This window comes from Cellvibrio sp. PSBB006, assembly GCF_002162135.1.
Lineage (GTDB): Bacteria > Pseudomonadota > Gammaproteobacteria > Pseudomonadales > Cellvibrionaceae > Cellvibrio.
This window is the reverse complement of sequence record NZ_CP021382.1, coordinates 978,224-999,059: the sequence shown is the minus strand read 5'-3', so window position 1 is coordinate 999,059 and position 20,836 is coordinate 978,224. Positions and strand designations below refer to the sequence as shown.

15 protein-coding genes are annotated in these 20,836 nt (G+C 50.7%); 11 read left to right on the top strand and 4 right to left on the bottom strand.

The genetic code is table 11. The features are described 5' to 3' along the window. Positions 1-167 precede the first annotated feature (167 nt). The gene (locus CBR65_RS04130; RefSeq protein WP_087465682.1) at positions 168-1,427 is read left to right on the top strand and encodes an MgtC/SapB family protein; all 1,260 of its coding nucleotides are present in this window, start codon (positions 168-170) and stop codon (positions 1,425-1,427) included. On the opposite strand, the gene CBR65_RS04125 is transcribed toward CBR65_RS04130, so the two are convergent. After that, the gene (locus CBR65_RS04125) at positions 1,416-2,771 is read right to left on the bottom strand and encodes an MBL fold metallo-hydrolase (RefSeq protein ID WP_087465681.1); all 1,356 of its coding nucleotides are present in this window, start codon (positions 2,769-2,771) and stop codon (positions 1,416-1,418) included. The two genes, CBR65_RS04130 and CBR65_RS04125, sit on opposite strands and share 12 nt — an antisense overlap. A 45-nt stretch (positions 2,772-2,816) precedes the next feature. Beyond that, on the bottom strand, positions 2,817-4,328 hold the full coding sequence (locus CBR65_RS04120; protein WP_087465680.1) for a thymidine phosphorylase family protein: 1,512 nt from the start codon (positions 4,326-4,328) through the stop codon (positions 2,817-2,819). A gap of 217 nt (positions 4,329-4,545) precedes the next feature. On the opposite strand from CBR65_RS04120, the gene CBR65_RS04115 reads away from it, so the two are divergent. The 5 genes from CBR65_RS04115 (at position 4,546) to CBR65_RS04095 (ending at position 11,629) form a co-directional block, all read left to right on the top strand. Then, positions 4,546-6,468: a methyl-accepting chemotaxis protein gene (locus tag CBR65_RS04115; protein ID WP_087465679.1), complete on the top strand. Its 1,923-nt coding sequence runs from the start codon at positions 4,546-4,548 to the stop codon at positions 6,466-6,468. Positions 6,469-6,619: 151 nt separating this feature from the next. Next, a complete protein-coding gene (gene rimO / locus CBR65_RS04110) occupies positions 6,620-7,945 on the top strand; it encodes a 30S ribosomal protein S12 methylthiotransferase RimO (protein WP_087465678.1) in 1,326 nt (441 codons plus the stop codon). A gap of 33 nt (positions 7,946-7,978) precedes the next feature. Further along, positions 7,979-10,867, top strand: coding sequence for a DUF748 domain-containing protein (locus CBR65_RS04105; protein ID WP_087465677.1), 2,889 nt, complete (start codon positions 7,979-7,981; stop codon positions 10,865-10,867). A gap of 83 nt (positions 10,868-10,950) precedes the next feature. Then, complete coding sequence (locus CBR65_RS04100) at positions 10,951-11,235, top strand: GNAT family N-acetyltransferase (protein ID WP_087465676.1); 285 nt, start codon at positions 10,951-10,953, stop codon at positions 11,233-11,235. Positions 11,236-11,287: 52 nt separating this feature from the next. Continuing rightward, on the top strand, positions 11,288-11,629 hold the full coding sequence (locus CBR65_RS04095) for a glutaredoxin family protein (protein WP_087465675.1): 342 nt from the start codon (positions 11,288-11,290) through the stop codon (positions 11,627-11,629). On the opposite strand, the gene CBR65_RS04090 is transcribed toward CBR65_RS04095, so the two are convergent. Beyond that, positions 11,622-12,290, bottom strand: coding sequence for a hypothetical protein (locus CBR65_RS04090; protein WP_087465674.1), 669 nt, complete (start codon positions 12,288-12,290; stop codon positions 11,622-11,624). The two genes, CBR65_RS04095 and CBR65_RS04090, sit on opposite strands and share 8 nt — an antisense overlap. A 255-nt stretch (positions 12,291-12,545) precedes the next feature. On the opposite strand from CBR65_RS04090, the gene CBR65_RS04085 reads away from it, so the two are divergent. Further along, the gene (locus tag CBR65_RS04085; protein WP_087465673.1) at positions 12,546-13,928 is read left to right on the top strand and encodes a pectate lyase; all 1,383 of its coding nucleotides are present in this window, start codon (positions 12,546-12,548) and stop codon (positions 13,926-13,928) included. A gap of 157 nt (positions 13,929-14,085) precedes the next feature. Here the strand turns inward: CBR65_RS04085 and CBR65_RS04080 are convergent, their stop codons facing one another. Beyond that, positions 14,086-15,549, bottom strand: coding sequence for a response regulator (locus CBR65_RS04080; RefSeq protein WP_087465672.1), 1,464 nt, complete (start codon positions 15,547-15,549; stop codon positions 14,086-14,088). A gap of 632 nt (positions 15,550-16,181) precedes the next feature. Here CBR65_RS04080 and CBR65_RS04075 point away from each other — a divergent pair. From CBR65_RS04075 to CBR65_RS04060, 4 genes are all read left to right on the top strand, one after another. Further along, positions 16,182-17,510: a sigma-54-dependent Fis family transcriptional regulator gene (locus CBR65_RS04075; RefSeq protein ID WP_198300871.1), complete on the top strand. Its 1,329-nt coding sequence runs from the start codon at positions 16,182-16,184 to the stop codon at positions 17,508-17,510. Between the two features lie 335 nt (positions 17,511-17,845). After that, complete coding sequence (locus CBR65_RS04070) at positions 17,846-18,103, top strand: hypothetical protein (protein ID WP_087465671.1); 258 nt, start codon at positions 17,846-17,848, stop codon at positions 18,101-18,103. A 58-nt stretch (positions 18,104-18,161) separates the two neighbouring features. After that, positions 18,162-20,207: a type VI secretion system contractile sheath large subunit gene (tssC, locus tag CBR65_RS04065; protein WP_087465670.1), complete on the top strand. Its 2,046-nt coding sequence runs from the start codon at positions 18,162-18,164 to the stop codon at positions 20,205-20,207. A gap of 17 nt (positions 20,208-20,224) precedes the next feature. After that, positions 20,225-20,821, top strand: coding sequence for a type VI secretion system tube protein Hcp (locus CBR65_RS04060; RefSeq protein WP_087465669.1), 597 nt, complete (start codon positions 20,225-20,227; stop codon positions 20,819-20,821). Positions 20,822-20,836: the final 15 nt, after the last annotated feature.

The window sequence follows — 20,836 nt, the reverse complement described above, 5'->3', positions numbered from 1 at the left end:
GATATGTAATCGGTTACCTTTTGAGTTTACTAGAATTCACGCGCCATTAGAAAGATCTTTACACAGATTTTGTAACCGTTTTCATGTTGCCACCTATCCGGAACGGTGAGTAAACGCGCGACGGACATCTATTATTGAATGACCAACCCCGGACGAAGCCCACCACCATGAATGATTATGAAATCGGGTTGACCCACTCCATGTTGTTCGTCCAGAGCCTGGGTATCGGGTTCTTAATCGGATTGGAGCGCGAGCGCCATGAAGGCAAAATTGCCGGGGTGAGGACCTTCACCTTGATTGCGTTGTTGGGGGCGCTGGGCGGTTTCATCAGTACCCGGCTGGATTTACCCTACGTGCCCTGGATGCTGTTACTACCCATGGTTGGCAGTTTGTTGCTTGCCCAATATAAATCTGCTGTAACGGAACCGGACACCACGACAGTGATGGCGGCGCTGATCACCTTTGTGCTCGGCTATATGCTGTGGTTTGCCCATTCCCTGTTGCCTGCCGCGTTGGCAATTTCCGTAACGGCTGTGTTGTATTTCCGCGAAGAACTGCGTGGGTTGCCGCGTAAACTCACCCGTCAGGACATCATTTCATTTTTTCAGTTTGCTGCCATCGCGTTTATTTTATTACCCATTTTGCCCAATCAGACTTTTGGACCTTACGACGTCTTTAACCCTTATCAGGTGGGCTGGCTGGTGGTGTTAATCAGCGGTATCAGTCTGGCGGGTTACGTTGCATTACGCATGTTTGGCGGTAAACCGGGGCTAGTCATGGTGGGTTTACTGGGGGGCTTGATCTCCACAACGGCCACAACCCTGGTATACGCCCGCCACAGTAAGAAGATGAGTCATTTCGCAACCAGTGCGGCGACGATTATTTTGTTGTCACACCTGATGCTGTTTGTTCGCATTGCGGTGGTGGTAGCAGTGGTGGAGATGTCCGCGTTAATGTTTATGTTGCCCTGGATTCTGGGAGGGTTAGTCGCGGGACTGGTATGCCTTGGTGTGTTGATGCAACGGCATCAAATGAGTATGCAATTTCCGGAACTGCAAGTATCCAATCCTACCGAACTGAAAATCGCATTGGGTTTTGCACTGGGTTTTTCTGCTGTCTTGTTTTTGTCGGTCTGGATGAATGATGTTTTTCACACTACCGGTGCTTATGTGGTGGCATTTTTCTCGGGCCTGAGCGATGTCGATGCCATCACCATCGCCAATTTAAAATTATATGCATTGGGCACGATCAACATTCAGGTTGCGATCATCGCCGTTGTTATCGCCTTCCTGGCTAACCTGATCGTCAAGTTGGGTATTGTCCTGCTTTTTGGCGATCGCCAACTTCGTGCTCCGGTTTTGATCGGTTTTGCTTTGTTGGTGGTGGGCGTGTTACTCGGGCTGATGTACTCATTGTCACAGGTGTAGCACACTACGATATTCCGCCACAGCAGGATTAAACGTTGTGTGATCCTGCAAATAAAGCCGCATGGAATCCGCAGCATCGGGCTCGCCGTGAACCAATTGAATACGTGTGCCGGGTTGCAGTGCAGAGTGCTGTAACCATTCGGTCAAATCGACGAAATCGCCATGACCGGAAAGACCGTCTAACATGGCTATTCGAGCTTTGCATGGTACATATTCACCGTGAATTTTTATGGCTTCTGCTCCTGCCAACATGTGCGCGCCGCGTGTTCCGCCCGATTGATAGCCGGTAAATAATAACGTTGTTCGATAATTGGCAAGTAACCGCTTCATATGATGAAGAATTCGTCCACCCGTGGCCATGCCACTGCCAGCAATGATGATGTGCGGATATTTTAATTCCGCGAGAGCTTTGGATTCATCGACCGAATGGATGTAGGTCACCTTGCGCGAAATACGTTTGCAATCTCGATCCGTTAATCGATGTTGATCTGCATAACGATGGTAAATATCCGATACATCAATCGCCATCGGGCTATCGAGGAAGATAGGCAGTTCAGGTATGCGATGTTCTTCTATCAGTGTGGCCAGTAAGTGTTGTAAAGCTTGGGCGCGTCCTACGGCGAAGCTGGGGATTAATAACACGCCGCCGACCGCTACGGTTTCGTTAACAATGTCAGCCAGCTGTTGCCAGACATCTACGGGAACGTGTCGACGATTGCCATACGTAGATTCAAGTAACAGGAGATCCAGGTCGGGCAGGGGAGTTGGTGGATACATCAAAATATCGTCCGGTCGACCTACATCGCCGGAAAAACCGATACGCTGGCCTTCGGCTTCGAGAATGATACTGCCAGCGCCAAGAATATGGCCGGCGGACTGCAAGTGCAGCTTGATATTACCGATGCTGAAAACTTTATTGAACGAAACTGTTTCAAATAAAGCGAGAGATTTTTCTGCGGTTTCGCCATCATATAATGGCTCGGGATGAGCATGTTTGGAGAGTTTGTGTCGCTCAAAAAAGCGCGCATCTTCTTCCTGGATACGACCACTATCAGGGAGTAAAATGCCGCATAACGCGCGCGTAGCTTCATGACAAAAAACGGGGCCGCGATAACCTGCGTTGTACAGCCGGGGCACATAACCCGAGTGATCCAGATGTGCGTGTGTCAGGACAACCGCATCTATTTCATTGATGTCCACCGGCAGCGGTTGCCAATTTCGCTCTCGCAGCCATTTGTACCCCTGGAACAACCCGCAGTCGATCAGAATACGTGTATTAGCGGTTTCTACCAAAAACTTCGAACCGGTAACCGTTTCTGTGGCACCAAGAAAAATAATTTTCATGTGAATTGACTCCCGCGAAAAAGGGTTGTGGTTGAACGTTTCTGTTTACACCGCGTTTTCAATTTGAAACAAATCGCGGTTATGCTCGTAGTAATCCAATGCGTAGGCTAACTCTCCCGATGTGGCAGCAAATAAGGTGGCCAAATACTGTCCTTTGCTCACTGGCTGACCCGCTTTAACACGTAGACGCACACCGGCAATCGGTGAAGAAGGCGCACCGGCTAATTTCGCGAGCTGGGCGAGGCGACGATTATCAGTAGCGATCAAGCGACCATTTTTTGCAGCCGTTAATGTCGTGTGGTAAGCCGAATCAGGAATGGCTTTGAGCCCACCTTGCGCATCACAAATGCGTCGGAACTGCGCCCATGCTTTCCCGGAAAAAAGAATGTCTTTTGCTTGTTCAATAGTTACATCCAGCTCGTCGCCAGAAGCCATGGATAGCAGATTGGCGGCGAGTAACAACGAGCGTTGAATCAAATCCGACGGTGCATCGAGCTGGTTTTGCAGAACGGCAATCACGTCGCGGGCTTCTTCTCCCGGCCCAATACCATTGCCGATAGTTTGGCTGCCGTCCGTTACAACACAACGTAGGTGCACCTCAAAGCTGCGCGCGACGGCGTAAAATAGTTGGGACAAGCGTTCAGCCTGCGCATGGTCACGAACTTTGGCTGTTGGCCCAACGGGAATGTCGATGAGGATATGGGTTGAGCCCGCCGCGATTTTTTTTGACAGCACAGATGCGACCAACTGGCCTTCGCCATCGAGATCCAGCGCGCGCTCAATACGAATCAATACATCATCGGTTGGGCTGAGTTTTATTCGGCCGCCCCATGCAAGGCAAGCGCCGGTCTGTCGAACCACGGTTTGCAGTTGAGTCAAACTCAAATCGACATTCGTGAGAATTTCCATGGTGTCAGCGGTGCCGGATGGTGAGGTAATGGCGCGGGATGATGTTTTAGGAATAATTAATCCGGCTGCGCTTGCGATGGCGATGACAATCGGTGTTGTGCGATTTCCGGGCAGGCCACCGACGCAGTGTTTGTCATAGATGCGTGAGTAGCCCGGCCAGGACAATCGACTACCCGCGCTGATCATCGCTTGGGTTAATGCAACCGTTTCATCTGTATCAAGGTTGCCTCCGGCACAGCTTGTGACAAAGCTTGCAATATGAATGTCGGAATAATGCCCTCGGTTGATGTCGTTAATAATGCTCGCAATTTCTGACGCGCCGAGATGGTTGCCGTATATCTTTTTACGCAAAGCACTCAAGGATTGCACCACCGGGGCATGGCGGACGTTAATTGGCTGATCAGCGGTGAGCTTCAGACGGCGCCACGCGCTGACGGAAAATCCTATCGTTCCCGCCGGTAATGCAGATAAGGTCACGGTATTCAATGTCGCAATAAGCGTTTTGTCTCCAGCTTGTATCTGTAGGCGAGCATTCGCGGCAAAACCCTCTGCTTTGCAAACATCGCAATCCCTTCGCATGTACACAACCAGTTCTTCATGGGTATCGATACCCATTTCAAAGGCTCGTAGATGCCCGGTTGTTATCATGGTGATTTTCGCTCACGGGAGTAGTTTGCTACAGGATAAAGCAGTTGCGTTCGCGGACTTTGATACAAGTCAAGCTGATCATCCCACTCGTCTTAGAAGTTGGGTTTGCAAACTGTCGCTTCCTGTGGCGTTGACTACACTAATAACTAGGCTTGGTATTTAAATTGCATATTTAAGCGACAAACGTCGGCCGGCGTTCAAAGGAAGAGGTATCTGAATGACTATTGCCAAAAAGTTTATGTTGGTCCTGGGGTTGATCTTTGTTGCCGGTATCTTGATGGCGATTCTTGCTGTCTACCAACACCAGCGCAGCACGGTCGGCGAACAGGCCGAGAATGAGAGTGCACGTATCAGTCGCGAGGCAGTCAGGCTGCTCACGGTGACCGATGCGATCATGCTGGAGCGTGTTAAAAGCAGCATGGCTTTGCTTAAGGAATACGGAGCTGAATTTGGCGAACCTCGCCTGGGTGAACCGATCAGGGTGAATGATCGGGACGCGCTGAATCTGTATTTGGGTGAAACGCCGATTGCCAATGCCTTTGATCTGGTAGATCACGTCACCCAAATCATGGGTGGTACGGCGACCATTTTTGCCCGCGACCGCGATGAGTTCGTGCGCATTTCCACCAACGTCATGACTCCCACCGGGCGTGCCATCGGTACTATCCTTGCGCCGCAGGGCGCCGCCATCAAACAGATTCAGCAGGGCCGCGCGTTCTATGGTGTGGTCGATATCCTCGGTAATCCCTACGTCACCGGTTATGAGCCCATTGTCGACAGCACGGGCGCCACTATCGGTATCTGGTACGTGGGTTATAAAGCGGACCTGACCGACTTATTTACCGCTATCGCCGCCAGCCGGGTTCTGCAAAACGGTTTTGTTGTGTTGCGCGATAACACCGGCAAAACCCGTATCCATTCCGATAATCTCTCGCTGGAAGCCGTCGACGATATCCTTGCAAATCCTGGCGATAACTGGACGCTGAACAGTACGCGCTTCGATCCCTGGGGCTACGAAATTGTCACCGCCTACTCAAACGACGAGATCAGTTCCATGGTTCGCCAGGTGTCGTTGATGCTGGGTTTGCTGATCGTGGTGGTAGGGGTTGTTGCGCTGGTGATCGTTTATCTGCTGATTCAATCGGTGGTGATTCGCCCGCTGAAACAAACCACCGCGCGCTTGCAGGATATTGTGAGCGGGGAAGGGGACTTAACCTTACGTTTCCATTCGCGCAGCAAGGATGAGCTGGGTCAATTGGCCAATGGTTTTGATTTGCTGATGGATCGCCTGCAAGGCACGATTCGCTCGGTGTCACAATCCACCCAACAGCTCACCTCATCGGCCGCGCACTTGAAAGACATTGCCTTGCACACCAGCGACACCATTACCCATCAGACCCGCGACATCGATGCGATTGCCGCGGCGATTCACGAAATGTCGGCGACAGCCCATGAAGTCGCGCGCAACGCCGCCAGCGTCGCTATGGCCACCGCCAAAGCCGACAGCGAAGCGCAACAAGGCCACAAGATTCTGAACGATACGATTCAGGCGACCGAAGCCCTGGCTGGCAAGATTGAAAATGCCGCCAAGGTTATTTCGGCGCTGGCGGATGCCAGCAATGAAATTGGTGCGGTGTTGAATGTGATTCGCTCCATTGCAGAACAAACCAATCTGCTCGCGTTAAACGCGGCCATTGAAGCCGCGCGAGCCGGTGAGCAGGGGCGCGGTTTTGCCGTGGTGGCCGACGAGGTGCGTTCCCTGGCCAGCAGAACCCAGGCATCTACGGAAGAGGTCGACAAGATGGTGCAGCGGTTCCAAAGCAATTCGCTCAAAGCCTTTGAGCAAATGCGCATGGCTGAGGAAACGGTGCGCACCAATGTGGCCACCGCCCAGGAGTCCGGCAGCTCCATCAAGACCGTGTTGCGTACGGTCTCCGAACTGAACAACCTTAATACCGAGATTTCCCACTCGGTCGATCAGCAAAGTCAGGTAGCTGAGGACATCAATAAAAACATTACCCGTATCAACAATACCGGTGACCAAAGCCAGGAACGCGCCGCTGAAACCCTGCGGGCCTCGGAAGGACTGTCGAAATTGTCAGAGGACATTCAACGGCAGTTGGCGGCTTATCGGGTGTGATGGGTGCTGTGCCCGACGTGTTGAGGCATGTCGGGTACGCCTCATATTTACCGGAAAAGGTGGTACAAAAAATAGCCTATTTTGCACATGCAAATTCCCCCGCAAACCCCTACAATAGCGCCCCTTCTTTGAACACCCTGGCAGTCTTTCTATGAAAACCACCCCCACCATTGGCTTTGTCAGCCTCGGTTGCCCTAAAAACCTCGTCGATTCCGAGCGTATCCTCACCCAGTTGCGTATGGAGGGTTACAACATCGTGCCCACCTATAACGACGCGGACATGGTGATTGTGAATACCTGCGGGTTTATCGACAGCGCCGTGCAGGAATCTCTCGGCGCTATTGGCGAAGCCCTGAACGAGAACGGCAAGGTACTGGTAACCGGGTGTTTGGGCGCGAAGGAAGATGATATTCGCCAGGTGCACCCCAATGTGCTCGGCATTACCGGCCCTCACGCTTACGAGGCGGTGTTGGGGCAGGTCCACCAGCATCTGCCACCCAGTGCGGTGCATAACCCCTTTACCGATCTGGTGCCGCCCCAGGGCGTGAAGCTCACACCGCGTCATTACGCCTATTTGAAAATTTCCGAAGGCTGTAACCACAGCTGCAGTTTCTGCATCATCCCCGACATGCGTGGCAAGCTGGTGAGCCGGCCGATCGGGCAGGTGATGGGTGAAGCCGAACGTCTGGTGAAAGCCGGAGTAAAAGAGCTACTGGTGATTTCCCAGGACACCTCGGCCTATGGCGTGGACATCAAACACCGTACCGACTTCTGGGATGGTCGCCCGCTCAAGACGGATATGTATCAGTTATCGAGCGCGTTGGGTGAGCTGGGTGTGTGGGTGCGTTTGCATTATGTTTATCCCTATCCCCATGTGGATAACATCATTCCGTTGATGGCCGAGGGCAAGGTGTTGCCTTACCTGGATATTCCGTTCCAGCACGCCAGCCCGACGCTGTTGCGCAAGATGCGTCGTCCGGGGCAGGTGGAGAAAACCCTGGAACGTATCCAGAACTGGCGCCAGCAAGTGCCGAACCTCACCTTGCGCTCCACCTTTATTGTCGGCTTCCCCGGCGAAACTGAAGATGATTTCCAGCAACTGTTGGACTTCCTGCAAGAAGCGCAACTGGATCGCGTGGGTTGCTTCCAGTATTCGCCAGTTGAAGGTGCCAAGGCCAACGAATTACCGAACCCGGTTGCGGATGAAATTAAACAGGATCGCTACGACCGTTTTATGCAGTTGCAGCAAAAAATTTCCACCGCCCGTTTGCAACAAAAAGTCGGCCAGACCCTGCAAGTGTTGATTGACGAAGTGGATGACGAAGGTGCTATTGGTCGCAGCTTTGCCGACGCGCCGGAGATTGATGGCAGCGTTTATCTGAATGGCGAAACCGATGTTAAGCCGGGTGATCTGGTCAATGTCACCATCGAACATTCCGACGAGTATGATTTGTGGGGCAGTAAAGTCTCCGGTTAACGAGACACATAAACCTGGTCTACAAGGAGAAACATGGTGTCTGTCCGTCAGCCGTTGGTAAAAAGTTTCGGGCATATTTTCAAACATAAAGTGACACGCCTGTTGCTGCAGGCGTATGTCATTTATCTGGTAATCAGTATTGTGGTGGTGACGCCGCTGTTGAACTGGGCCGGCGCGGCCATTTATCAGCAGCAGACCGGGCGGGTGTTATCCTACAGCCTTATCAGTTTTAATCCTTTCACGCTCGCAGTAACGCTGCATCATCCCAAAGATCGCAACCCGGATAAGAGCATCTTCTGGGCAGCGCAAAAAATTCAGGTTAATCCTTCGCTATTGCAAACCCTGGTGCGTTTCGCACCGACGCTCGATGCGTTAGCGTTGAATCAGGTGCAGGTGGCGGTTAGCAAATCGTCCAATGACCAATGGAATTTTGCGGATATCCTTCAGCATCAGGCGAATCAGCCGCAAGTGGAATCGGAAACAACCGCACCTACGGAAATTCCGCCGTTGGTGATCAATCAGATTGCGCTCAGCATTCAATCCTTGCAATTCACCGATGCGAGTCATGAAGACACTTTTCACACCAGTGTGGACGATCTTGAATTTGTCTTGCAGGACTTTTCAACAATTAAAGATGTGGGCCAACCTTATTACCTGCGCGCCCGCAGCAGCGGCGGTGAATTTGTTTGGGAAGGTAATGTGTCGGTCAAACGTGGCAGCAGTGAAGGCGAGTTGAGCTTAAAAAATATCTCCCTGCAGCCGGCCTGGCAGTACTTTAAACCCTATCTTCATTTTGCTTTGCGCGATGGCGCAGCGGATTTTTCCGGCCACTATGAGGTGAGTTGGCAGTCAGATTTATCCTGGTCTTTGAGTGACAGTCGTTTGGCTTTCAATCGTCTGGATTTGCGCAGTCGTGCTGGCGATAAAAAAAGCCGCCTGGCGTTTTCACGTTTGTCACTGGACAATTTGCGCGTGTCGAGTCTGACAGAGCTTGTGGAGATAGACCAGATTTCACTGGATGGATTAGCCATCGCCAGCTGGAGTGAAGCAGATCAAATCGGTCTGGTGCAGATGTTGACACCCGAGCTGCCGGAAAGCCCCTCTGCAAACGATGCAGAAAGCCAGGGCGAGAATAATGAACAGTCCGCGTGGGGCGCTTACATCAAAGCCGTGAATGTAAAAGGTATTGTGGATTGGCAGGTAGCTGAGCTGAACCAGCATGCATTCAAGATAACGCCCCTTGAATTAAACCTCACTGATATTCACACCTCCGGTGAAACCGCTGCGCAACTCAACCTCACCGCGACCATCGACGCGCAGACACAATTTCAGATTGATGGTGACATTAATCCCTTAAGCCTCGACGGTAACCTGGCCACACAGATCACTCAGTTGCCCTTGTCGTTGATTAATCCCTTGTTGCAACCTTACCTCAACGCGGAAATTCTGGCGGGCAATCTTGATGTGCAAACCCAGTTGGCGCTGCGCGAAGCGGCACCGATTACCTTGACCTCCAACGGTAAGGTTACACAGTTCAGGTTGCGTCCTTTGGCATCGCCAGACGAGTTGATAAGTTGGGAAGCATTGGCCTGGCAAGACACGCATGTTGACCTTGAACAGCAGCAGCTGACATTACCGCTGCTTGCATTAACCGGTTTTGATAGTCGCTTTATTATCACCAAAGAAGGCACGACGAATTTGCAAAGCTTGTTCCCGGTGGTGGAGATAAACCCGAGCGAACAAACACCCAATGCGGTGGCTACTCCGGCAAAGCCCTGGCAATTTACGTTGCAAAAACTTGCCTTGAATAATGCCTCCTTTCGTTTTCACGATGAATCCCTTACGCCGGATTTCACCGCCGCGGTGCAACACTTCAGCGGTGAGCTGATTGGCTTGACATCTGATACGAAAAAACTCGCGTCGTTTAATTTCAAGGGCGATGTGGACGGCTATGCACCAGTGACACTCAATGGCAAGGCGCAACCTTTTCTGGAGCAACCCAAGCTGGATGCCACGCTTAACTTTGAAAATATGGATCTCGGCGGATTCAGTGCTTACTCAAGTACCTATGCCGGTTGGCGAATTGATCGCGGCTTGTTGACAGCCAATTTGCATTATCGACTGGCCGATGGCCGCATCGTCGGCGACAACCATATTGTGATGGATCAATTGCAGCTGGGTGAACGCGTCCGCAGCGCCAGTGCGATGGATATTCCTCTGCGTCTCGCCCTGGCGTTGTTGACGGATGAAAATGGTGTAGCAACCCTGGATGTAGGTATCAGTGGCAGGCCGGACGATCCGAGTTTCGATATCAGCAAAGTCATTTGGTCGGCGGTGCGCAATACCTTGATGAAGATCGTGACGGCGCCCTTTAGTTTGCTCGCCAATCTCGTAGGTGCTGACGAAGACCTGGGGGAAATAAAATTCAATTCCGGTTCAACCCAGTTGTTGTCCAAGGCCACGCGCAAACTAACACTCCTGGAGGAAGCGTTGAACAAGCGGCCTCAGCTGCGCCTGGATGCGCGTGGGCAATACGATGTGGTGACCGACACTCGCGGTTTACGCGCAGCCCAAGCAAAGCCGCTGCTGTTGGCGGAAGGTTTAACCAATGACGACATCAAGAAAAAAACGCCGGCCTGGCAAAAAGTCGTCACGGCGCAATACCGCCGTCTCGATGTGGCACATGACAAGAACCTGTCAGTGGACGAACAGTACGCCGCATGGCTAAATACCTTTCCTGTTACTGATGAAGACCTGCGTCGCCTGGCAGTAGAACGCAGCGTGGTTGTTAAACAATTTTTGGTTGAGCATCTTCAGGTCAGTAATGATCGGGTACTGGTAAATGCCGAGATTGATTGCAGTAAGGAAAAAGCCTGTAGCAGCCGCACGGTGGTGTTTGATTTGTCTGAGACTGTGCAATAACCCTGGTGTAATAGTCTGGCCTTGGTGCAAAAGTCGGGTTCTGTTGTCTCAGTGATAAGGCAGTGATCCAGTAGGAGGTCTCTATGAATGAACCCATCAATTTGACAGTACAGCATCAACCGGAGCAGAATCGCTTCAGTTTGACGGCAGGCGACAGCGAGGCCGTGCTCCAGTACCGACGTTTTGAACGCGACAATAAATCCATGATCGACTTTACCCACACCTGGGTTCCACCGGAATTTCGCGGTAAAGGCATGGCAGAAAAATTAGTGCGTGAGGGGTTGGGCTGGGCGAGGGCAGAGGGGTTTGGCATTGAGGCGAGCTGTTGGTATGTCGCCCGCTTCCTGAAGCCTTCCGATAATAAATAGCGGCACTACTATTTAGCGGCACTATCTACCGGCACTACAGGAGCGCCGACACATGAACAAAGTATTGATCGGCTTTCTGGTGCTGCTGGCAGTGGCATTCAACTGGAAAAAATTTACGGCAGACGCACAGACACCGGCGAACATCAGTATGGCTCATGGCCAACAAGTGGTGCTTTATGCCACAGACTGGTGTGGGTACTGCGCGCGGACGCGCAAATATTTCAAGGACAACAATATCCCTTTCACCGAATATGATATTGAAAAATCAAGCGAAGGCCGCGAACAATACGACCAGTTAAATGGCAAAGGTGTACCTTTATTGGTTGTGAATGGCGAAGTAATTCGTGGCTACAACCCGAATGCAATTCAGCAGGCAATGAAGAAAATTAACTAATGGCAGATTCATCGCGCCAGAAGTTCTTCCACATGATTCCGCTTACCGCATAAAAACCTGTCATCGCCAAAGCAAAATTCCATTCGAGAATATTGTTGGCCTGATAGCTGAAATCTGGCTGGTAGATCGTAACCGCCAGTGACAGCAGGCCGATCACCCACTGAATCACAATAAAGAATAATTGCCATCGCACCAGATGCAGTAATCCCCTGGGTTGTTGCGCGCGCGACTGATACAGAGAATAGACACTCAACAGTTGCGCGAGCATCGCAAAACCGAAATAGAAGGTTACGCCGGTGCGGCGCATAAAACGGTAGATTTGGCCATCGCTGCCAAGGAAGTTGGCATAAAGTGTTAGCGCGATAGCAGAGACAATACCAATCCAGAGAATGGCGGTGTGTCGGTGCCGTTTTCCCATCCAGGCATTTAACCAGCGATAATGAAAAATCCAGTAAACAACGAGCAAGCTGCTCAGCGGTAACATTAAACCGCGAAATAAAAATAGAGCATCGCCGTAGCGGGCAGCGCGACTGATCGACGTGCAGCCGCTCCAGAAGGGATTACACACGCCTTCATAGCCCTGATAAATCGCTAATCCATAGGCGCCTAAAACTGCAATCAATGGAATCAGGGCGTTTAGCCAAGCGGTTAGTATCGGCATGTGTCATTTCCAGTCATTAGCAATAAACAGAAATTAAAAATGCGTTCACCATTTCGCGGTGTTATTAATCCGTTTTCGTGTTATGAAAATCATCACAATAATTCACAATCAACCTTGACCGCTGATTGACAACCTTCGCTCCTCACCCCTAGTGTCGTCGTGCCGTCAGTTTTTTTATTCAACCTGTGGCGGCTGTAAAAACACAATGAATAATAAAACTGACACAACAATAACGATTCAGTTTAGGAGAGATTTATGGTGAGCCATTATAAAATCAACCAACGCGCATTGCTGTTCGCGTGCAGTCTGACATCCGCCCTCGCTGTTGCAGATGTCACCATCCAGGAAAACAATCCGGGCTTTTGCAGTTACGAAGGTGTGATCAGTACCAGCAACAACGGTTACACCGGCAGCGGCTATGTGGATCTGGATAATAGCGGTGGCAAAAGAATCAACTATGACATCCAGGTGCCGGTGAGTGGAACCTACCATCTGAGCTTCCGATATGCCAATACCGGTTCAACCAGCTCAGCCTTGGTGGTCAACGGATCTTCCGGCAGTTTATCCTTTCCGCGTACCGCTTCGCTGTCTACCTGGAGTGCTGCCGGCAAGCATGTGAATTTGTATGCGGGCAACAACACGGTGCGCTTGCAGGCGACAGGTTCGCAAGCGATTGCGAATATTGATTCGCTGACGGTTACCGGCAATGCCAGTGCCGGAACCTGTGGCGGCAGTTATTCGTCGGCCAGTTCCAGCAGTGTGGTTGCCAGTAGTACGTCAAGTGCCGTCAGTTCGTCCAGCAGTGTCAGTTCCTCGATAACCCCATCAAGCAGCAGCTCATCACTGATTTCATCCAGTGCGTCTTCGGCATCCAGCACGCCTATCGCTAATTGTCCGGCGCAGCCAAATCCGTCGGAAACCGTGCAATTACCAGCAACCGTTGAGTTGGGAGTCGGCGAAGTGTTCGATGGCAACAACCGGCGCTACAACTTGTCCGGCGGAAGCCAGGCGGAAGGTCAGCCACCGCTGTTCCGGTTGCAACACGATGCGGTAATTCGCAATGTCGTGATCGGCAATCTTGCCTCTGACGGTATCCATTGTGAAGGCAGTTGTACGATTGAAAATGTCTGGTGGGAAGACATCGGCGAAGACGCAGCAACCGCGCGCGGCCCGGCAGGCACTGTGATGCGCATCAATTGCGGCGGCGCCTTTCAGGGAGACGACAAGGTGTTTCAACACAATGGTCGCGGCGCTGTGCATATTTCCAATTTTATTGCGGAGAACGCCGGAAAATTGTATCGCGCCTGCGGCGACTGTACCGGCAACGGCGGCCCACGTTACGTGACCATCGAAAATGTACGCACTAACGATGTCGATACCATTGTGGGGATTAACAAAAACTTTGGTGATGTCGCCGTGTTGCGCAACCTGACAATTTATCACCCCTCATCTCACAAGGTAAAAGCCTGTCAGGTGTATCAAGGTGTGGTTAAAGGGCAGGGTTCTACATCGGCATTGGGCGTGGAGTTTGAAACGGAAAATTGCGATGTTAAACCGTCAGACATTACCCTGATCGGCACAACACGTTTGAATATGGATGGCTACACTGGCTCGGATCAGCCGAATGTTAGTCCCTGATGGCAGATAAAGTTGACATTTGCACAATGGGAGTTTGGCGTTAGGCCTTTTGTTTCGAAACCTTCAAGTCAGGGACGACTTGAAGGAGCTACAGGGATGTATTCATGCGTTTTCGAAACAAAAGGCCTAATGACAAACGGATTACGAAGTGCAAGTGTTATTGCAAACTATCGACATCACTAAGCTCGATCGTCAAACGATTATTATTTTGTGCAACACGATTCCATTCGCTCGCCAGGGTTTGCGGTTGGCGGGTTGGATAATTGAGTAACTGGTCGTCCATGCGGCTCACAATCACATTAATATCGCCACGGTTTACACTGTTGATCGCCACCAGGTTGGAATCGATTTCCTCAACCACTTCTTCCATCATATTTTCGATGGTGTAAAGCTCGCTCAGCAACATGCAGTCTGACATGCGTGCGTCTTTCCCCGGCAATTGTGCGCGGCCGGCGCTGTCGGTCACGACGCAAAAATCACCGGCACTCAGGTTTACCCATACCGCACCTTTAAAACCCTGTTGGCTGATGCGGTGAACAAATTCACTCAACCGTTTAATCGCGTTCGGGTCCATGATGTCCGGGTTAAATGGCATAGCACCATTCTGATTAAACGCCCACACCATATCGTTCAACATATTGCTTTTTACTACGCGGCCGCTGTTCACAACGCCGAGTTGGGTTTGCATATTGCTCTGCATTTCCAGGGATGTATGCAGCTCTACCAATTTGTTGTTGATGTCATTCAAGTGGCTGCGTTGCTCGGCTTGTTGTTCGCTGAGCGCGCTCAAGCGTTCATTCAGTTTATTGAAATAAGTGAATGAAAAGCCGCCGACGATCAGCACCACCGCCAGGGTGGCGAAGGGAAGAAACCAACCCTGACGCGACGGCTGAGCAACGGGTATCGATTGAGCCTCATCTGCAGCCGGGGTATCGGGCTTTTTGAGTGGCTCTGCGGGCGCCACATGTTCGGTCAGCTCACGGCTGATGTTGTAGCGCAATTTCTGGATTTCCCGCACCAGGCGCGCGGTAATCACCCGGCGGCTGTCGTCAATGGCATGTTCAAGTTGGGAGATCCGCAATTCAATACGGCGAGAGTTATCGCTGCTCGGCCCTTCGGTACGCGGTGCCGGGGCTGCTACCGCTTCCACCGGTGGCAGATCGCTGATATCCAGTTGGGGATTAATGCCGTCATCCGGCAGCATCACTTCCTCAGGCTCCGCTACCGTTTCCTGGACCCTTTTGAGCGGATAGATATGAATGCCTTCCATGACCTTGGACAGGTCAGTGGCATTGATGGTGTCCTTGCTGATCACGTCCAGGGCGCCCAGCGCGCGGGCTTGGCCGGTATAAACGTCACCGCTTTTGGAGGTGTACATGATGACCGGCACCATGGCGGTCTCGGGGTGGGACTTGATGATTTGCAGTGCGCGGAAGCCATCCATCCCCGGCATCAGGTGATCCATAAAGATGACATCGGGAACATGGGAGGCGAGATGGAGCAGGGCGGCTTCACCGGAATCCACGGCATCAATTTGCAGGTCATAAGCCCGCAACATCTTCTTCAGGCGATATTGGGCGGTGGTGGAGTCATCAACTATCAGGGCGCGCTTGGTCGGCATGGGTATGGTTCCTGGGCGAGATTATGATTCTCGCGATTTTTAAACCTTGATTCAGCCGAAGCATTTATTACCCGCCCCGGCTGCGGCGCAAATCTATCACAGGCCTTACTTGAAAACCGGTAATGTCCCACAGTTTATTGACGTTTTCAATATGATGCTCGGTTTTCGCGTCCAGCTGACGGATTTCGGACTCCGGCTGCGCTAGCTCCCGGATGGGCCGCTGCAGGATAACGAATAACGCGGTTAACTTTTGAGATCATGGATGCGGTGTTGTGGTCCAGCGGATGCCAGACATGTAAAGATTCAAATAAATGAAGACGGCATATGCAAAAAAATAATGTATAAAAACTTCTTATTCTTTTAGCTGTTTATTTGCCCTTAAAAATGTGCCATGAAATATCGTGTAATATTTTTTTCCGAGTTCTTGCTTGCACACTTCTGCTTTGTTGCCTAAGTTCACAAAGCTGTTTTGACGTATGTATCGAGTGGTATGTTTTTTGAGCTATGCACCATGTGTTTTGGAGTTGAGTCCAGGCTTTATACAAAAATCATGAATAAATATAAATCTGGTGAGCTGCCGACGTAAAACATCTAATAGCTTGTCAGTGTTTGTGTCATATAAAGGAAAGCGTGTGACAAAGACAAAAATATATCTGCAATGCATATCTTCGGAAGAAGAACGCAGTTTGATCATCAGTGCATTGGATGCTGCCGGAATTGACATCGTTTGTTCTGAAGAGTCGTTAGAAGAGGTCATCCATTTGCTGGCGGTGGGTGATGGATTTTCCGCTTCTATGCCGTTGCTGCCAAAACCGGATCTGCTCATCAATTTTTCGCATCATCCGTTATCCCTGATTGATACTGAGGTCTTACCTTGGCCGGGTAATGTGAAAGAGTGCGCGCAACTGCTGCGCAATTGGTTTGCACCGCCGCGTCTTCATGCTGCTGTCGGGCTTAATATGATCGGTTCGAGTGAATCCTTGCAGGGTTTGATTGCTGTGATCAACCGGGTAAGTCATTCTGACGCGCCGGTTTTGGTGCAGGGAGAAACTGGAACGGGTAAAGAAGTCGCTGCGCGTGCTATTCACTATTTGAGCCCCAGGGAAGCGGGTCCGTTTGTTCCCGTTAACTGCGGTGCATACAGTGATGATTTATTTATTGCGGAGCTTTTCGGTTTCGAGCGCGGTGCCTTCACTGATGCCAAAAAAAATCACGCGGGCTTTATTGAGCAGGCGGAAAAGGGAACACTTTTCCTTGATGAAGTGGACAGTTTGTCGCCCAAGGCCCAGGTCGTTTTGTTACGTTTTTTACAGGATAGAGAATACCGTCCACTTGGCTCGTCGGGCTATAAACGAGCTAACGTAAGGATTATTGCTGCAAGTAATAAATCCACCAGCTATCTTTTGTCCGGGGAACATTTCAGGGAAGACTTGTTTTATCGGCTTGATATTCTGGCGGTCAATATTCCTCCCTTGCGCCAGCGGTCTGATGATATCCCGCAATTATGTCAACATTTTCTGAAGCGATTCAGCCAGGAATATAATCGTCCAAATAAGGTTCTATCCCAGAGAACCCTCGCCTGGATGTCTGCGTACGAATGGCCCGGCAACATCCGCGAGCTGGAAAATTATTTGCACAAATTATTTGTGTTGACTGAATCGACGGTCATTGATGTGGCTGATGTAAAGGGCCTCCCCGGAACGGCCTCTGTTACGCATATGACCTGCGAGAGTTCCACGGGCCTGATGGATGAAAATACACTGGATTCATTCCAGCAGGAAAAAGCTCGCGTCATAGAAGAGTTTGAAAAAAATTATATCCGTACCCTGTTACAGCGGTGTGCAGGCAATATTTCCAAAGCGGCTCGGCTGGCGGGTAAAGAACGACGGAGTTTTACTCGCCTGATAGAAAAATACGGTGTTGATAAAAATCAATACCAGACGGACCGCTACCCTACCTGACCTTCGTTATTCTTTCTTCCGGTTAATACAAATCTCTTCCGGTAAGCCTGCCGATTCAGCATCAACTTTCATTTTTCCTGAACCATTTTTTGATGGGGCAATAGCTTGTTCTTATTGAACAGGTTATTTCTGTCATCAATAAAAAGTGAGGCGTGATTGCCTCACCTGTGGTCATCTTACCTCACTGATGATTTCCATAACTGAGGTCTTTTTGCCTCACAGAACTAATGCGTGTCCGGCCGAGCCCAGACAATGCAAGGGCTTTAAAAAAATATTTTTCTGGCATGGGTTTTGAAGAGATAACGTTGTGAATCCATGACTATGAGGAATGCTGAGTGATACAGGCAGAGCCGGACCAGATACAGTCAATAGCAGGCATTATCAGACGATATTTATCCAGCTGTCCCGAAGCTTCAGAAACAGTGGAGGGTATAGCGCGCTGGTGGTTGGCTCGTCAACGTTACCAGGATTCACTGGAATTGGTTCAACACGCACTTGATTATCTGGAATCCCAGGGGCAAGTCGAAAAGGTCAATGCCAGTAAAGGAGTTGTGCTGTATCGCAAGCATCAACGTTTGGATCAGTGTTCGTAAGCGATACAAAAAATTTATTGACGTTAATTAGCATGTAAAGCAATGAGGAAGCCTACCTATGTCGGAAAGTATTCAGAAAGTCCTGGCTCGACGTCGCCCGCCCCGGGTAAAGATCACTTACGATGTCGAAACCGGAGGCGCAGCGGAGAAAAAAGAATTGCCGTTTATTGTAGGAATATTGGCGGATTTGTCCGGCGATACCCCTACGGCAGAGCGGTCAGCCTTGAAAGAGCGCAAGATGGTGGAGATAGACTCGGAAATTTTTGATTCGGTAATGGCTTCGTTCAATGCGGGTATTACCTTTTCATACAAATTACCCGAAGATGATGCCACCGCCGATGCCAAAAAAAGCACGCTGGCATTCAGTAAGCTGGAGCAATTCAGTCCGCTGTCTATTGTCCAACGCTTTGATCCGTTAAAAGAAATTTATGAAAAGCGGGCTGACCTGCGCGATATGCAAGCTCGCATTGAAAGCGATGATGAAGTTGAGCGTCTTATTGACGCCACCATGGCTGACTCACCGGAAGGTGAGGCGCTGCGTAAGGATTTCACGGCGGCTTACGACCCGGCAGCCACCGATGGCTGGGTGTCAGCAGATCTTGCAGCCGTGGCGAAGGATAATACGCCGGAGTCCTACACCCAATCCGGCGATAAACAAAAAGCCAATGCCAATCGCGCGTATGGTCGTTTTGTGCAGATGGTGGTTGCTGATTATGACAACCTCAAAACCACCGAAGGCAGTGTGGTTAAAAAGATCGACAGATTAGTTGTCGACATGGATACACGCTTGAGCAATATCCTTAACCAGGTATTGCATGATGAAAACTTTCAACGGCTGGAATCGTCCTGGCGTGGGCTGTTTCATCTGGTTGCGCGTGCTGAAACCGGTACTTCATTGAAGTTACGGGTTTTGAATATCACGCGCAAGGAATTGAAAGATGACTTGTTCAAAGCGGTTGAGTTTGATCAAAGCCATTTGTTCAAACTGATTTATGAAGCGGAATACGGTACTTATGGTGGTGCGCCCTACAGTTTGCTGCTGGGCGATTACAGCTTTGGCCGAGATCCGGAAAGTATTAGCCTGCTGGAAAAAGTATCCCAGGTGGCCGCTTCGGCACATGCACCGTTTATCGCTGCGGCGTCACCGGATATGTTTGGCTTGAAGTCGTTCGATAAATTAGCCAAGCCGCGCGACCTCGCCAAGATATTTGAAAGCGTTGAGCTCAATGAATGGCGCGGTTTTCGCGACCAGGAAGATTCCCGTTACGTCACTCTGACATTGCCGCGCATCTTGTTGCGTTTGCCTTACGGTGAAAAACGTCTGGCGGCGGATGGTCTGCGTTTTGAAGAACAGGTCGTTGTGCCGATCTTGCGCGAAGGCGAAGCCTTGCCTGATGTCATCATGCACGATGATTACGAAGAAAATTCCGGTAATGTCGATGCTGAACGTTGTCTGTGGGGCAACCCTGCGTATTTCCTCGCCGAGCGAATTACCCACGCGTTTACGCTTTATGGTTGGACAGCGGCCATTCGCGGTGTTGAGGGCGGTGGGTTGCTGGAAGGCTTGCCCAATCTCACCTTTAAAACGGCAGACGGTGACATTGATATGCAATGTCCCACGGAAGTAGCCATTACCGACCGCCGCGAAAAAGAGCTGAATGACCTGGGCTTTATCACGGCGTGTCATTGCAAGGGCACCAATCGCGCCGCCTTTTTCGGCGGACAGACCACCAATAAACCCAAGAAATATTTATCTGATTCCGCCAACAGTAATGCGCAGCTGTCTGCCATGTTGCCTTATGTGTTAGCCGCTTCGCGCTTTGCACATTACTTGAAGGTGATCATGCGCGATAAGGTGGGCCGTTTCATGACTCGCGGTAATGTCGAAAAATATCTCAACGAATGGATCGCGCAATACATCCTCCTGGATGACGAGGCGACCCAGGAAGTGAAGGCGGCATTTCCGTTACGTGAAGCGCGGATCGATGTCACCAGTATTCCGGGCAAACCCGGTGCCTACAACGCCACCTTATTCCTCAAGCCGCATTTCCAGCTTGAAGACCTTACGACTTCCATTCGTCTGGTAGCTGAGCTGCCGGCTTAATCAAGGGGATTTGACTCATGGATTTAATTTTATTGCAACCCGGCAATGCGGAAGGCATCTTCGGTGCAGGTGACTCCAACACCTGGACAACCGGCGGTAGCCTGATCGACAAGCCCGGCCTGACGGAAGACCTGGGGAAAAATTTCGGCCAGTGTATTGAGCTGGTATCTATTCACCAGGGCATGAAGCAACAGGTCACCACGGATGTCAGTAACTCGGCGCGCACCTCTGGTCGTCCGGTTATCACTGAATTTACCTGCGTGAAATATGTGGATAAAACCTCGGTGAAATTTTATGAATTTTGTCTGCGTGCCGAGCCCATCGGCAAAGGTGCGGACAAGCCGACGCGTATTTATATCCTGCGCAACTCCGGTGATAAAACGGCCAACATCCTGACCTTTGAATTGCGTGATGCATTGATCAGCGAGATTCAATTTCAATCCCATCCCAACGATATGCCGACGGAACAGTTCAAGCTGAATTTCACCGAAATCCTGTGGACTTACACGGTACAGAATGCGGATACCTCACTGGCGGGCAACAAAATGTCCGGCTGGAGCGTGTCGCGCAATCGACCGATCGGACAGTTCACTGACAACTCGCCCACCTTCTGATGATGTGATGGTAAA

Coding starts and splice junctions, on each gene's coding strand:
- CBR65_RS04105 (WP_087465677.1), top strand. CDS start 7,979: ATGGTGTCTGTCCGTCAGCCGTTGGTAAAAAGTTTCGGGCATATTTTC.
- CBR65_RS04125 (WP_087465681.1), bottom strand. CDS start 2,771: ATGAAAATTATTTTTCTTGGTGCCACAGAAACGGTTACCGGTTCGAAG.
- CBR65_RS04085 (WP_087465673.1), top strand. CDS start 12,546: ATGGTGAGCCATTATAAAATCAACCAACGCGCATTGCTGTTCGCGTGC.
- CBR65_RS04095 (WP_087465675.1), top strand. CDS start 11,288: ATGAACAAAGTATTGATCGGCTTTCTGGTGCTGCTGGCAGTGGCATTC.
- CBR65_RS04060 (WP_087465669.1), top strand. CDS start 20,225: ATGGATTTAATTTTATTGCAACCCGGCAATGCGGAAGGCATCTTCGGT.
- CBR65_RS04130 (WP_087465682.1), top strand. CDS start 168: ATGAATGATTATGAAATCGGGTTGACCCACTCCATGTTGTTCGTCCAG.
- tssC (WP_087465670.1), top strand. CDS start 18,162: ATGTCGGAAAGTATTCAGAAAGTCCTGGCTCGACGTCGCCCGCCCCGG.
- CBR65_RS04115 (WP_087465679.1), top strand. CDS start 4,546: ATGACTATTGCCAAAAAGTTTATGTTGGTCCTGGGGTTGATCTTTGTT.
- CBR65_RS04120 (WP_087465680.1), bottom strand. CDS start 4,328: ATGATAACAACCGGGCATCTACGAGCCTTTGAAATGGGTATCGATACC.
- rimO (WP_087465678.1), top strand. CDS start 6,620: ATGAAAACCACCCCCACCATTGGCTTTGTCAGCCTCGGTTGCCCTAAA.
- CBR65_RS04090 (WP_087465674.1), bottom strand. CDS start 12,290: ATGCCGATACTAACCGCTTGGCTAAACGCCCTGATTCCATTGATTGCA.
- CBR65_RS04080 (WP_087465672.1), bottom strand. CDS start 15,549: ATGCCGACCAAGCGCGCCCTGATAGTTGATGACTCCACCACCGCCCAA.
- CBR65_RS04100 (WP_087465676.1), top strand. CDS start 10,951: ATGAATGAACCCATCAATTTGACAGTACAGCATCAACCGGAGCAGAAT.